This is a genomic window from Nitrospirillum guaranorum (assembly GCF_034653275.1).
In the GTDB taxonomy this organism is placed as follows: domain Bacteria; phylum Pseudomonadota; class Alphaproteobacteria; order Azospirillales; family Azospirillaceae; genus Nitrospirillum.
This window is the reverse complement of the sequence record NZ_JAYEES010000004.1, coordinates 447,526-461,142: the sequence shown is the minus strand read 5'-3', so window position 1 is coordinate 461,142 and position 13,617 is coordinate 447,526. Positions and strand designations below refer to the sequence as shown.

Annotated in this window: 12 protein-coding genes; 9 read left to right on the top strand and 3 right to left on the bottom strand. The window is 69.7% G+C overall.

Annotated features, from left to right (window positions below; all coding sequences use genetic code 11):
- Positions 1–140 precede the first annotated feature (140 nt).
- The 7 genes from UAJ10_RS23880 (at position 141) to UAJ10_RS23850 (ending at position 9,975) form a co-directional block, all read left to right on the top strand.
- Positions 141–1,070, top strand: a complete 930-nt coding sequence (locus UAJ10_RS23880; protein WP_322917753.1) for a hypothetical protein — start codon at positions 141–143, stop codon at positions 1,068–1,070.
- On the top strand, positions 1,067–2,185 hold the full coding sequence (gene dprA / locus UAJ10_RS23875; protein WP_322917752.1) for a DNA-processing protein DprA: 1,119 nt from the start codon (positions 1,067–1,069) through the stop codon (positions 2,183–2,185). Before UAJ10_RS23880 ends, dprA begins: the two co-directional genes overlap by 4 nt.
- A gap of 69 nt (positions 2,186–2,254) precedes the next feature.
- A complete protein-coding gene (gene topA, locus UAJ10_RS23870; RefSeq protein WP_322917751.1) occupies positions 2,255–4,960 on the top strand; it encodes a type I DNA topoisomerase in 2,706 nt (901 codons plus the stop codon).
- A gap of 44 nt (positions 4,961–5,004) precedes the next feature.
- Positions 5,005–7,371, top strand: a complete 2,367-nt coding sequence (gene rnr / locus UAJ10_RS23865; protein WP_322917750.1) for a ribonuclease R — start codon at positions 5,005–5,007, stop codon at positions 7,369–7,371.
- Positions 7,372–7,776 carry a VOC family protein gene (locus tag UAJ10_RS23860; RefSeq protein ID WP_322917749.1) on the top strand — a complete coding sequence of 135 codons (405 nt, stop codon included), beginning with the start codon at positions 7,372–7,374 and terminating at the stop codon, positions 7,774–7,776. It abuts the gene before it with no gap.
- 200 nt (positions 7,777–7,976) lie between these two features.
- Positions 7,977–8,360: a DUF983 domain-containing protein gene (locus tag UAJ10_RS23855; protein ID WP_322917748.1), complete on the top strand. Its 384-nt coding sequence runs from the start codon at positions 7,977–7,979 to the stop codon at positions 8,358–8,360.
- Between the two features lie 124 nt (positions 8,361–8,484).
- Complete coding sequence (locus tag UAJ10_RS23850) at positions 8,485–9,975, top strand: S41 family peptidase (protein ID WP_322917747.1); 1,491 nt, start codon at positions 8,485–8,487, stop codon at positions 9,973–9,975.
- 20 nt (positions 9,976–9,995) lie between these two features.
- On the opposite strand, the gene UAJ10_RS23845 is transcribed toward UAJ10_RS23850, so the two are convergent.
- Positions 9,996–10,172 (bottom strand): RebB family R body protein, encoded by a 177-nt coding sequence (locus UAJ10_RS23845; protein WP_322917746.1) that lies wholly within the window; start codon positions 10,170–10,172, stop codon positions 9,996–9,998.
- A 321-nt stretch (positions 10,173–10,493) separates the two neighbouring features.
- Between UAJ10_RS23845 and rpmG the strand changes: the two genes are divergently transcribed.
- Both rpmG and UAJ10_RS23835 read left to right on the top strand, forming a co-directional pair.
- Positions 10,494–10,661: a 50S ribosomal protein L33 gene (gene rpmG / locus UAJ10_RS23840; RefSeq protein ID WP_044562980.1), complete on the top strand. Its 168-nt coding sequence runs from the start codon at positions 10,494–10,496 to the stop codon at positions 10,659–10,661.
- Positions 10,662–10,847: 186 nt separating this feature from the next.
- The gene (locus tag UAJ10_RS23835) at positions 10,848–11,621 is read left to right on the top strand and encodes a glycosyltransferase family 25 protein (protein WP_322917745.1); all 774 of its coding nucleotides are present in this window, start codon (positions 10,848–10,850) and stop codon (positions 11,619–11,621) included.
- A gap of 51 nt (positions 11,622–11,672) precedes the next feature.
- On the opposite strand, the gene UAJ10_RS23830 is transcribed toward UAJ10_RS23835, so the two are convergent.
- Positions 11,673–13,121 (bottom strand): PleD family two-component system response regulator, encoded by a 1,449-nt coding sequence (locus tag UAJ10_RS23830; protein WP_322917744.1) that lies wholly within the window; start codon positions 13,119–13,121, stop codon positions 11,673–11,675.
- Positions 13,122–13,184: 63 nt separating this feature from the next.
- Positions 13,185–13,568 (bottom strand): response regulator, encoded by a 384-nt coding sequence (locus UAJ10_RS23825; protein ID WP_040845322.1) that lies wholly within the window; start codon positions 13,566–13,568, stop codon positions 13,185–13,187.
- Positions 13,569–13,617 lie beyond the last annotated feature (49 nt).

Sequence of the window (13,617 nt, the reverse complement as noted above, 5' to 3'; positions counted from 1 at the left end):
TCAGCACGGCGCGGCGGCGATGGCTGGTTGCTCCTACCGCCACCACTCTACTGCGGGCTGCCGTTTGGTCGTTCCCTCAATAGGTGTGTCGCGATAGATTTGGCGATCTCGGGCGGGGCCTTGCGGTTGGGGAGGGCATGGTGCGCAGGTTATTTCTGGTGACGGCGTTGCTGGCGCTGCTGGGCGCCGGGTTCCACATGATGGCGGCCACGGCCGACGCGCAGACGGCGCCGGTGACGGTCGTCGAGACGCCCGTCACCACCACGCCGGCCTCGGGGATGCCCCCCGCCAGCGGCGTCACCCTCACGACCGCCACCCCCACAGCCGCCGCCGGTGGCATGACGGCGATGGGGCCGGTCACCACCAGGGAGCCCAGCCTGGCGCTGGCCTGGAAATCCCTGCCGCAAAGCCAGAAGACCCTGGCGGTGGGCAGCGTGCTGGTGCTGGTGGCGGTCACGGCCGCGCTGCTGTATCTCGCCATGTCCACCGACATGCTGCGCGACAACACGCCCTCCACCTTCGCCGGCGTGGCCGGGGCCACTGGCAGGCCGCTGCGCCGCGCCTTCAGCCTGGCGCAGAGCCAGATGGCGTGGTGGTTCGTCATCGTGCTGGCGGGATATCTCTACCTGTTCCTGGTGACGGGGGAGCTGGACACCCTGACCGGGCAGGCCCTGTGCCTGATGGGCCTGGGCACCGGCACCGCCATGGGCGCCGCCATGGTGGAGCAGAACAAGACCAACCCCATCCTGGTGGCCTATCAGGGCGTGCTGACCCAGATCGCCGACCCGGCCACGCCGCCGGCCGACCTGCCCACCCTGACCGCCACCCGCGACACCCTGGCCCGCCAGCTGGCGTCGCGGGATTTTGTCCACGACATCCTGACCGACGCCAACGGCATCAGCCTGCACCGCTTCCAGACGGCGGTGTGGACGGTGGTCATCGGCGTGCTGTTCCTGATCGAAACGGTGGTCCACCGCAAGATGCCGGACCTGGACCCCTACAGCCTGGGCGTGCTGGGCATCAGCGCCGGCACCTATCTGGGCTTCAAGATCCCGGAACAGCCGAATTGAGAAGCATACGCGTCCTTTCCTCCGTCGAGCGCCTGGACTGGCTGCGCCTGACGCGCACGGAGTCGGTGGGGCCCGTCACCTTTCATAGGCTGATGGAGCGCTTCGGGAGCCCGGCCGCGGCCCTGGAGGCCCTGCCCGACCTGGCCCGGCGCGGCGGGCGCGACCGGCCGCTGAGCATCGCCCCGCGCGCCGCCGCCGAACGGGAGCTGGCGGCTCTGCAGCGCATGGGCGCCCGCCTGCTGTGCTGGTGCGAGCCCGACTACCCCGCCCAGCTGGCCGCCATCGAGGACGCGCCGCCCGTCATCACCGTGCTGGGCGCCCCGGCGCGCCTCAGCCGCCCGGCCGTCGCCGTGGTGGGCGCCCGCAACGCCTCCCTCACCGGGCGCAAGCTGGCGGCCATGATCTCCCGCGACCTGGCGGAGGCCGGCGTCACCGTCGTTTCCGGCCTGGCGCGCGGCATCGACACGGCGGCGCACGAGGCGGCGCTGCATCGCTGCACCGTGGCCGTCCTGGCCGGCGGCGTGGACGTCATCTACCCGCCGGAAAACGCGGAACTGCACCGCCGCATTGCCGACCAGGGCGCCCTGGTGGCCGAATCGCCGCCGGGGACGGAGCCGCAGGCCCGCCATTTCCCCCGGCGCAACCGCCTGATCTCCGGCCTGTCGCGCGGCGTGCTGGTGGTGGAGGCGGCGCTGAAGTCCGGGTCGCTGATCACCGCCCGCCTGGCGCTGGAACAGGGCCGCGACCTGTTCGCCGTGCCGGGGTCGCCGCTGGACCCGCGCGCCCAGGGCTGCAATCGCCTGCTGAAGGACGGCGCGGTCTTGGTGGAGACGGCGGACGACATCCTGGCCTACCTGGGGCCCCAGGGTTTGGCCGCGTTCAACGCCCCGCCAGTGGGCGGCGGGCCCGTCCCGCCCCCGGCCGATCCGGGGGAAAAGGAGGTGGAGGCGGCCCGTCCTCGGGTCACCCTGTGCTTAAGCCCGACCCCGGTACACATTGACGAAATTGTCCGGGACTGCCAATTGTCTGCGGCGGTGGTGTTGACCATCCTGCTGGAATTGGAGCTGGCGGGCCGTCTGTACCGCCACCCCGGCGGCCGCGTGAGCCTGGCGTGAAGCTGGACGGCGCCGTCCCGGGATCTGGTTTTCGGAAAACATCGCCACCTATTGCAGTGCGGGGTCCCCTTGTCGGGCAGCAACGTCCTCATCGTCGAATCGCCGGCCAAGGCGAAGACCATCAACAAGTACCTGGGCGATGATTTCACCGTTCTCGCCAGCTACGGCCATGTGCGCGACCTGCCGGCCCGCGACGGCTCGGTGAAGCCGGAAGAGGACTTCTCGATGGAGTGGGAGCTGGGCGACCGCTCCAAACGCCATATCGACGAGATCACCCGCGCCGCCAAGGGCGCCTCGCGCATCTACCTCGCCACCGACCCGGATCGCGAGGGGGAGGCCATCGCCTGGCACGTCAAGCAGTTGCTGGATGAGAAGCGCATCACCGGCAAGGTGGACGTGAAGCGCGTCACCTTCAACGAGATCACCAAGAGCGCCGTGCTGGACGCCATCGCCCATCCGCGCGACGTGCACCAGGAGCTGGTCGACGCCTATCTGGCGCGCCGCGCGCTGGACTACCTGGTGGGCTTCACCCTGTCGCCGGTGCTGTGGCGCAAGCTGCCCGGCTCGCGCTCCGCCGGCCGCGTGCAGTCCGTGGCCCTGCGCCTGATCTGCGAGCGTGAGTCGGAGATCGAGGCCTTCCGCCCGCAGGAATATTGGACCATCGAGGCGGAGTTCCGCACGCCGTCGGGGTCGCCCTTCACCGCCCGCCTGGTGGGCCTGAACGGCAAGAAGCTGGACAAGTTCACCCTGGGCAACAAGGGCGACGCCGACGCGGCGCTGGCCACCATCCGCCCGCTGTCCTTCATGGTGCGGTCGGTGGAACGGCGCCAGGTGCGCCGCAACCCCTTCCCGCCCTTCACCACCTCGACCCTGCAGCAGGAGGCCAGCCGCAAGCTGGGCTTCGGCGCCACCAAGACCATGCGCATCGCCCAGAAGCTGTATGAGGGCGTGGACATCGGCGGCGAGACGGTGGGCCTGATCACCTATATGCGTACCGACGGCGTGCAGCTGTCGAACGAGGCCATCGACGGCGCCCGCCGCCTGATCTCCTCCGCCTTCGGCAACGAGTACCTGCCCAACGCCCCACGGGTGTACAAGTCCAGCGCCAAGAACGCGCAGGAAGCGCACGAGGCCATCCGCCCCACCGACATGTTCCGCCGGCCGGACCAGATGGGCCGCTTCCTGGACAAGGATGAGCAGCGGCTGTACGAGCTGGTGTGGAAGCGCACCATCGCCTGCCAGATGGCCAGCGCGGAGCTGGACCAGGTGTCGGTCGACATCACGTCGCCGAAATCCGAGGCGCAGTTCCGGGCCACCGGCTCCATCGTCACCTTCGACGGCTTCCTGAAGGTCTACCAGGAGGACCGCGACGACGCGGGAGATGACGAGGACAAGGACACCCGCCTGCCGGCGATGAAGGACGGCGACGACCTGGCCAAGGGCGAGGTCAAGTCCGACCAGCACTTCACCCAGCCGCCGCCGCGCTACACCGAGGCCAGCCTGGTGAAGAAGATGGAGGAGCTGGGCATCGGCCGGCCGTCCACCTACGCCAGCATCCTGCAGGTGTTGCAGGACCGGAACTACGTCCGCCTGGAAAAGCGCCGGTTCGAGCCGGAGGACCGCGGCCGCCTGGTCACGACCTTCCTGGAGAACTTCTTCAACCGGTATGTCGAGTACGGCTTCACCGCCGACCTGGAAACCAAGCTGGACGACATCTCCGGCGGCCGCATCGACTGGAAGACGGTGCTGCGCGAGTTCTGGCAGGCCTTCTCCGCCGCGGTGGAGGGGACCAAGGACCTGACCATCACCCAGGTGCTGGACGCCCTGGACGAGGCGCTGGGCCCGCACTTCTTCCCCGCGCCGGCCGAGGGCGGGCGCGACCCGCGCGTCTGCCCGGTCTGCGGCGACGGCCGGCTGTCGCTGAAGCTGGGCAAGAACGGCGCCTTCATCGGCTGTTCCAACTATCCGGGCTGCAAGTACACCCGCCCCCTGAGCATCGAGGGTGGCGAGGAAGGCAACGCCGACCGCGAGCTGGGCAACGATCCGGAGACGGGCTACCCCGTGACCATGAAGCGCGGGCCCTACGGTGTCTATGTCCAGACGGGCGCGCCGGATGAGCCCAAGCCCAAGCGCGTGTCCCTGCCCAAGGCCATGAACCCGCAGGACGTGGATTTGGACATCGCGCTGCGCCTGCTGGCCCTGCCGCGCAGCCTGGGCCCACATCCCGAGACGGGACAGGAGATCACGGCCGGCATCGGCCGCTTCGGCCCGTATCTCAAGCATGGCGACGCCTACAAGAACCTGACGCCGGACGACGACGTGCTGACCATCGGCCTGAACCGGGCCGTGGTGCTGCTGGCCGGCGTGGCCGCGCGCAAGACGGTGGCGGGCCGCGAACTGGGCAACCATCCCAAGGACGGCAAGCCCATCACCCTGGGCAGCGGCCGTTTCGGCCCCTACGTCAAGCACCTGAAGCTGTTCGCCAGCATCCCCAAGGCCATCAACGCCGACACCATCACCCTGGAGCAGGCGGTGGAGCTGCTGGCGGCCAAGGCGGCCAAGGACAGCGGCAAGAAACCAACGGCGACGGCGACGGACGGCGAGGAGAAGCCGAAGAAGGCGGCGGCCAGGAAGGCGCCGTCCAAAGCTGCGGGGGCCAAGGCCGCAGCCAAGGCTCCGGCGGAAAAGAAGGCCGCCGCGCCGAAGAAGACCACGACAGCGGCGAAGAAGCCCGCGACCAAGACGACGGCCAAGAAGGCGGTGGCGGGCGACTGAGCCCGCCGTCCAGTGTCCCGCCGTCCAGTGTAAGGAAAGTTTCCATGCCGAAGCGTCCGGAAGGCCCCCGGCGGGCTTTGCCCAGGCCGGTGCCGGCCCGCCGTGCGGCCGACGCCCCCTTCCCCACCCGGGAAGAAATCATGGACTACATCCAGTCCAGCCCCGTGCCCGTGGGCAAGCGGGAGATCGCCCGCGCCTTCAACATCACCGGCGACGGCCGCATCGTCCTGAAGGAGCTGCTGAAGGAGCTGGAGGGCGAGGGCAGCATCGAGAAGGGCGAGGGCCGGCGCGTCGCCGTGCCCGCCGCCCTGCCCGAGGTCGCCGTGCTGGTCGTGGCCGAGGTGACGCCGGATGGCGAGGTGCTGGCCCGGCCCACCAGCTGGGCGCATGAGGCCCCGCCGCCGCGCATCTACATGGCCGCCGAGAAGCGGGGCCACTCCGCCCTGGCGGTGGGGGACCGCGTGCTGGCCCGCCTGTCGCGCCAGCCCCAGTTACGTGACAATGGGCCGCAGGGCGAAGAGGATGTCTACGAAGGCCGCACCATGCGCAAGCTGGACGGCGGCACGGCCACGCGCATCGTCGGCATCTATGAGCGCGCCCGCGACGGCGGCCGGCTGAAGCCGGTGGATCGCCGCGCCAAGGCGGAATTCGCCGTGGCCGACGCCAACGCGGAAGGGGCCCAGCCGGGCGAGCTGGTGGTGGCCGAACTGCTGCCCGCGTCCCGCCTGGGCCTGAAGCAGGTGCGGGTGGTGGAGCGGCTGGGCAGCATCGAGGAACCCCGCGCCGTCAGCCTGATCGCCATCGCCCAGCACGCCATCCCCACCCATTTCGCCAAGGCCGCGATCGAGGAGGCGGAAGCCGCACCCGAGCCCACGGTGGAGGGGCGCACCGACCTGCGCGATTTCCCCCTGGTGACCATTGATGGCGAGGACGCGCGCGACTTCGACGACGCCGTGTTCGCGGAGCCCGACACCGACCCCAACAACCCCGGCGGCTGGCACCTGCTGGTGGCCATCGCCGACGTCAGCTTCTACGTCCGGCCGGGCATGGCGCTGGACCGCAACGCCTTCGACCGGGGCAACAGCGTCTATTTCCCCGACCGCGTCGTGCCCATGCTGCCCGAGGCGCTGTCGAACGAGCTGTGCTCGCTGAAGCCGGAGGTCAACCGCGCCTGCCTGGCGGTCCACATGTGGATCGATGGGCAAGGCCGCCTGAAGCGCCACCGCTTCGTGCGCGGTCTCATGCGCTCCGTCGCGCGCCTGACCTACACCCAGGCGCAGAAGGCCCGGGATGGGGAACCGGATGACCTGACCGGCCCGCTGATGGAGCGGGTGATCAACCCGCTCTACGGCGCCTTCGCCGTGCTGCAAAAGGCCCGCGACGCCCGCGGCACGCTGGAGCTGGACCTGCCGGAGCGGGTGGTGAAGCTGGACGAGGCCGGCACCATCCAGAGCATCGGCGTGCGCCCCCGCCTGGACAGCCACCGCCTGGTGGAGGAATTCATGATCGCCGCCAACGTGGCGGCGGCGGAGGCCCTGGAAGCCAAGCACAGCCCCTGCATGTATCGCGTGCACGCCGAGCCGGCGCGCGACAAGCTGGAGGCGCTGCGCCAGTTCCTGGGCTCCCTGGGCTACACCCTGGCCAAGGGCCAGGTGATGAAGCCCATCCTGTTCACCCGCATCTTGAACAAGGCGGCCGACACGCCCGAGGCGGACCTGGTGAACACCGTCATCCTGCGCAGCCAAAGCCAGGCGCTGTACCAGCCGGAGAACATCGGCCATTTCGGCCTGGCGCTGCCGCGCTACGCCCACTTCACCTCCCCCATCCGGCGCTATGCAGACCTGGTGGTGCACCGCGCCCTGGTGAAGGCCTACGGCCTGGGGCCGGGCGGGTTGGATGACGAGGAAGCGGGCCGCCTGGTGCAGGTGGGGGAGCACATCTCCGTCACCGAGCGTCGCGCCGCCACGGCGGAGCGCGACGCCCTGGACCGCTATGTCGCAGCATATCTGTCGGACAGGGTGGGCGGCACCTTCACCGGCCGCATCGGCGGTGTCACCCGCTTCGGCCTGTTCGTCACCCTGGATGAGACGGGCGCCGATGGCTTGGTGCCCATCTCCACCCTGCCGGACGACTTCTACGACCATGACGAGGCCAACCACCAGCTGGCGGGCCGCCGCTGGGGCCGCACCTATCGCCTGGGCACGATCGTCAAGGTGCGCCTGGTGGAGGCCGACCGCATTTCCGGCAGCATGGTCTTCGCCCTGCTGGGCGAGGACACCGACGACGCGCCCTGGCTGGCCGGCGGCCAGTCCCCCCGCAAAGGGCCGGACGGCAAGGGCGGGCGCGCCCGGCTGACCAGGAAGACCGCCACCAAGGCCCGCATCAAGCGGCCGTCGCTGAAGGATAAGTGAATGCCCCAGTTCATCGGCGGCGTCGCCCTGGTCGTGCGCGACTATGACGAGGCCAAGGCCTGGTATCGCGACGTGCTGGGTTTCGACGCGGTGGAGGACACCGACCTGGGCGGCGGCAAGCGCTGGGTGGTGATGGCGCCGCCCGGTTCCCACCCGAACTCTGGCGAGACGCGCCTGCTGCTGGCCAAGGCGGTGGGGCCGGAGCAGGAGGCCGCCATCGGCAACCAGGCCGGCGGCCGCGTCTTCCTGTTCCTGCGCACCGACGATTTCTGGCGCGACCACGCCCGCATGAAGGCCGCCGGCGTCACCTTCTGCGAGGAACCCCGGGTTGAGGCCTACGGCACCGTGGTGGTGTTCCAGGACCTCTATGGCACCCGCTGGGACCTGCTGCAACTGAACGGTTGATCCGCGTCCGGGTTCAGGCAACCCACAATTCGCGCAAATCACAACAAGTGCATATGGCAGGGCTGAGACCCGGCAAACGCGTCTGGACCATGGCTCGGACCGTACCCATCATCTAGGCCATGACGACCGACCCCGTCCCCCCTGTTGACCCGCATCCGAGGGCAGCCCGCGAGGCCAGCGTCGCCGAGATGGAGGACACCATGACGGACACGCACGAGGAAATCATCGCACCGCCCAAGGGCATGGCCGGCACGGCCATGCTGCGCGGCATCCGCCGCTGCTGCCCCAACTGCGGCGCCCATACCCTGTTCACGGGCTATACCAAGGTGGCGCCGGTCTGCACCAATTGTGGCCTGGAACTGGGCAAATTCCGCGCCGACGACGCGCCGCCCTACTTTACCATCTTCGTCGTCGGCCATATCGTGGTGGGCGCCGCCCTGGCGGTGGAACAGAATTTTCATCCCGCCCTATGGGTCCACGCGGCCCTGTGGGGGCCGTTGACCCTGGGCCTGTCGCTGGCCTTGCTGCCCCTGTTCAAGGGGGCCGTGATCGGCGTGCAGTGGGCCATGGGCATCCGCGGCTGAAGGGCAAACAATATCGGGAGGCGCCGTGGCCCAGGCCACATGCCGGGCACGCCGTGCCCGGCCCGCCCATGTCAGGCCTGACCGCATCCGCCGGGGCGCCCCCCTGGCCCGGACGGTGATTGCCTTGGCCGGTGCCTTGGCCCTGGCGGCCTGCGCCGGCGGCCCCGGGAGTCGCGGGAGCGTCACCGCCGAGCAGTTCTATCAAAGCGCCTATGGCAAGATCGACGAGCTGTACCTGGAGCCGGTGGACATGCGCCGCCTGGTGCTCGATGGCCTGGTCCATGCCGGCGTGGTGGTGCCCGACCTGACGGTGACGGTGCAGCCGGGCGGCGGGGCCGTCACCCTGGCGGTGAGCCGGCGGGCACCGCGCACCTTCGCCCTGCCCGCCGGCCACGACGCCGCATCCTGGGCCCATCTGGCCGCCCTCACCACCGACTGGACGGTGGCGCAAAGCGCCGACGCCGGCCCGGGCGACCAGACGCGGGAAACCCTGTTCCGCGCCATGCTGGAGGGCGGCACCGCCGACCTCGACCCCTACAGCCGTTATTCCGTGCCGGCGGCGGCGCGGACGGAACGGTCACGCCGCGAAGGCTATGTCGGCATCGGCGTGACGCTGGAGGAAACGCCGCGCGGTTTCCGCATCATCGCCGTCGCCCCCGGCAGCCCGGCCTCGGCCGCCGGCCTGTGGGTGGGCGACGTCATCACCGCCGTGGGCGGGGTGCCGGTCGACGCCGCGGGCGGGGGCGGCCCCGCCATGACGGTGGAGGCGGTCATGACCCGCCTGAGTGGGCCGGAAGGCACCGGCGTGCCGGTGCGCGTGGCCCGGGCCGGCGGCATGGTGACGGTGCTGATCAGCCGCCAGCGCATCCTCCTGCCCACCGTGACGGCGGAGCGGGCGGGTGCCGTGGGCGTGCTGCACATCAGCCGCTTCAACGCCGGCACCGCCGACGCCCTGGCCGCCGCCATCCGCCATTTGCGCGACGCGGACGGCTTGGGGCCACCCACCGGGTGGGTGCTGGACCTGCGCGGCAACACCGGCGGCCTGCTGGACCAGGCGGTGGCCGTGGCCGACCTGTTCATCACCAGCGGCCCCATCCTGAACACCGTGGGCCGCCACCCGGACAGCGTGCAGCATTACGACGCCACGCCGGACGACATCCTGGACGGCGCCCCCCTGGTGGTGCTGGCCGACGGGCAGACCGCTTCTTCCGCCGAGATCGTGCTGGGCGCCCTGGTCGATAGTGGCCGGGCCCTGGACGTGGGCACCACCAGTTTCGGCAAGGGCGTGGTGCAGACCGTCGCCCCCCTGCCCAACGGGGGAGCTGTTCATCACCTGGTCGCGCATCCTGACGCCGGCCGGCCGCATGTTCGACCACCACGGCCTGGCGCCCGCCCTGTGCACCGCCGGCCTGACCGACGCCGCCGCCATCCTGGCCCCCCTGCGCGCCCAGCCCCGCCCCCCCGGCACGTCCACCGCCTGCCCGGCGGAGCGCAACCGCCCGGCGCCGGTGGACCTGACGGTGGCGGAGACCCTGCTGGCCAGCCCGCCCCTGCTGCGCCGCGCCCAGCTGGCGGGCCAGACCCTGCTGGCCGACCAGCCGGCGGCGGGCAATAGCCCCTGAAACGCCCCGGCCCTTATTCCTTGGCGGGAGCCACCGCCGGTGCCGCGCCGTCGGCCGAGGTACCGGTCGATTCGGCCATGTCCCGCACCGCCTCGCCCTCGGCCTGGGCGGGGGTTTCGCCCACGACCTTCACATTGCTCTGCGTCACCGAATCAGTGATCTGGCTGTTCACGGCGGTGGGAAAGGCCATGGGGTTCCTCCTGCACGGCACGGGTGCGGCGATCGCACGGAATGCGCCCAGGGTAGCCTATTCCGCGGCGCCCATTCCACGGCGTCGGGGCAGCCGGCATGCCGGCCACCCAGGGTGGCGCGGCCTCATGCATGGCGCGCATCCCCTGCCCCAACTCGCTTCCCCTGAGCGTATGGCTCTTTGGCCTTGACTCTCAGGGCCCGCTGACTAAAGTGCCGCGACGCCGTGCCCCTGAGGGCCACGGTACGGAATTGTTTTTGACCGCCCCCGACCCGCCGAGTTGGCGACCGAACGGGGTTGTCGTAGGTGGGATTAAAGGTCATGGCCAAGCAGAATACCGTGCTGATCCGTCTGATCAGCTCCGCTGAAACCGGCTTCTTCTACGTGAAGAAGAAGAACCCGCGCAAGACGACCGAGAAGCTGGAGTTCCGGAAGTACGATCCGGTGGCTCGCAAGCACGTGATCTTCAAGGAAGCCAAGATCAAGTAAGTCCCGCGCGCCCGTATCGGGCGCGCCGTTCCGGGACCACGCCCCGCCCGCAAGGCTGGTGGCGAGCGACCGGAGCAAGAGGACACTGGTCAGGCGAAGGGCCGCTCCTTGAGCGGCCCTTTCCTATTGGCATGCCTGGCGTCCGGCCTTCCCTTGGACGCCCAGAACCTTGGGATGCGCGCGCCCATGGCCCCCGTGCCTGCCCCCTCCTGCCCCATCTTCGTCATCAACCTTGAGCATGACGCGGTGCGGCGCGCCCATATGACCGGGCAGTGCGCGCGTCTGGGGCTCGCGGCGGAGTTCGTGCCGGCGGTGAACGGCCGCGCCCTCAGCGAGGCCGACCGTGCCGTCTATGACCGCGCCCGGGCGCTGCGCGTCTATGGCGTGGAGATGCTGGACACGGAGATCGGCTGCTATCTCAGCCACTACCGCCTCTATGAGCGCATGGTGCGGGAGAGCATCCCCGCCGCCCTGATCCTGGAGGACGACGTGGAGCTGAGCCCGGCCCTGCCCCGCATCATGGAGGACCTGCTGGCCGACCCGGCACCGGAATGGCAGGTGGTGCGGCTGGAGTCCCTGCGCCCGCGCGTGCGTGAGCCCAAGACGGCGAAGTTCCGGGGCCGCACGGTCAAGACCCTGCGCGATGGCGAGCTGGTGCGCTTGGGCACCCACGTCCTGGGCTTCGGCGCCTATCTCATCCGCCTGGAGGGGGCCCGGCGCATGCTGGACTACGGCCGGCGCATCTTCATGCCGGTGGACCAGACCATGGACCGCTATTGGGACAACGGCATCGCCCCCTACCTGGTGCGTCCCATCCCCGTGCGCCAGCGCACCGACATGGACTCACGCATCGGCGCCCGGCCCGCCGGCCGGCATGAGGGCCAGCCCCTGGCCATCCAGCTGGCCCGCCGCTGGCAGCGCCTGTCGGACAGCGTGCGCAAGCGCCTGTACCGGGGCTGATCCGACCTCGACACCGCAATAACAACCGCTAAAGCCCAAGGCCGGCGGGAACTAACGAGGAAGGGACAGGTCCGGCGCGTCCACGTGGCTCAGCGGCGCCGCGTCCAGGCTGCTGTCCGTCACGACGCGGTTGCGGCCGGAGCGTTTGGCCTCATAGAGGGCCATGTCGGCCCGGCGCAGCAGGCTGTCACCCGTCTCCATGCGCCCGTCCGGCCCTTGGGCACCGGCGGCCACGGCCACGCCGACGGAGATGGTGACCGTGATCTGCCCGCCGTCGGTGGTGACGTTGAACGGCGTCTCGCCGATGCGGCGGCGCAGGCGCTCGGCCACCAGCACGCCGGCGGCCAGGTCCGTGTCGGGCATGACGACGACGAATTCCTCACCGCCCAGCCGGGCCACCAGGTCGAAGTTGCGCAGATTGCGGCTGGCGCGCAGCGCCACTTCCTTCAGCACCTCGTCCCCCACGCCGTGGCCGTAGGTGTCGTTCACCACCTTGAAGTGGTCGATGTCGAACAGCAGGGCCGCCACCGGTTTGTGGTTGTCACCGCCGCGGTCCAGCAGGCGCGGCAGGTGCGCGCTCAGGTACCGGCGGTTGAACAGGCCGGTCAGGCTGTCGGTCAGGGCCAGCGACAGGCTTTGCTCGTAATTGGCGCGCAGCCGGTCCTGGTAGCGCTTGCGCCGGATCTGGGTCCGCGCGCGGGCCATCAGCTCATTCCGGTCGATGGGCTTGATCAGGTAATCGTTGGCGCCCAGCTCCAGACCCTTGGCCACGCGGTCGATGTCGGTCTCGTCCGCCACCAGCAGCACGGGCACCTGGCGCGTCTTCTCCTGCGAGCGCAGCTGGGAGCAGAGGCGCAAGCCATCCTCGCGCATCAGCGTCAGGCTGATGACGATGAAGTCGAAGTCGCCGGCCAACGCCTGCTCCAGCCCGGCGGCGCAGGTGTCGGCGGCCACCACGCGGCCCCGGTCGCGGCCCAGCGTCTCGGTGATCTTGTCCAGGTCGATGGAGCTGTCCTCCACCACCAGGACGTTGGCGCCCTCCGCCGACTGGTTGTGCATGCTGTCGGTGGAGACCAGCATGCCCAGCTGGCCCGAGGTGCTCTCGCGCAGGCGCCATTCGTCCATCATCATCTTGAGACGGACGAGGGAACGCACGCGGGCGAACAGCGCCACGTCGTTCACCGGCTTGGTCAGGAAATCGTCGGCGCCGGCCTCCAGCCCGCGCACGCGGTCGGCGATGTCGGACAGGGCCGTCACCATGACGACGGGGATGTGCATGATGGCGGGGTCGCTGCGGATGCGCTCACACACCTCGAAGCCATCCATGCCGGGCATCATGACGTCCAGCAGGACGATGTCGGGCGCCTGCGCCTTGATCTTCTCCAGCGCCTCGGGCCCACCGCTGGCGGTGATGACGTCGAAGTACTCGCGCGTCAGCTTCGCCGCAAGCAGCTTGACGTTGGGCAGGACATCATCAACGACCAGGACGCGAGCCGACATGACACCACTTATTCCGGCCGGGTCGGGTAAGACGCGGCTTATTCCAAGGTACTACTGCGCACCCTAATCCAGAAAGCGCCGAACTGTCCGGATGAAAGTGGCAACCGAGATGGGTTTGGCGATGTAGTCGTCACAACCGCCTTCCCGGATACGCTCCTCGTCACCCTTCATGGCGAAGGCCGTGACGGCGATGACGGGGATCGACCCAAGCTCTTGATCCTCCTTCAACCAGCGCGTCACGTCCAGACCGGAAAGCTCCGGAAGCTGTATGTCCATAAGTATAAGATCCGGACGGTGTGTCCGCGCCAGTTCCACGGCCATGCCGCCATCGCGGGTCTGCACCGTGCGATAGCCGTGCGCCTCCAGCAGGTCGTTGAAGAGCTTCATGTTCAGCTCGTTGTCCTCGACGATGAGGACACATTTTTTTGCGGCGGCAACCGTGGCCATGAGGCGGTCCGTGGCGATGTGGCGGCTACACTAAGGGACAAGCCGGGCG

Coding starts and splice junctions, on each gene's coding strand:
- rnr (WP_322917750.1), top strand. CDS start 5,005: ATGCCGAAGCGTCCGGAAGGCCCCCGGCGGGCTTTGCCCAGGCCGGTG.
- UAJ10_RS23860 (WP_322917749.1), top strand. CDS start 7,372: ATGCCCCAGTTCATCGGCGGCGTCGCCCTGGTCGTGCGCGACTATGAC.
- UAJ10_RS23855 (WP_322917748.1), top strand. CDS start 7,977: ATGACGGACACGCACGAGGAAATCATCGCACCGCCCAAGGGCATGGCC.
- UAJ10_RS23845 (WP_322917746.1), bottom strand. CDS start 10,172: ATGGCCTTTCCCACCGCCGTGAACAGCCAGATCACTGATTCGGTGACG.
- rpmG (WP_044562980.1), top strand. CDS start 10,494: ATGGCCAAGCAGAATACCGTGCTGATCCGTCTGATCAGCTCCGCTGAA.
- UAJ10_RS23835 (WP_322917745.1), top strand. CDS start 10,848: ATGGCCCCCGTGCCTGCCCCCTCCTGCCCCATCTTCGTCATCAACCTT.
- UAJ10_RS23830 (WP_322917744.1), bottom strand. CDS start 13,121: ATGTCGGCTCGCGTCCTGGTCGTTGATGATGTCCTGCCCAACGTCAAG.
- UAJ10_RS23825 (WP_040845322.1), bottom strand. CDS start 13,568: ATGGCCACGGTTGCCGCCGCAAAAAAATGTGTCCTCATCGTCGAGGAC.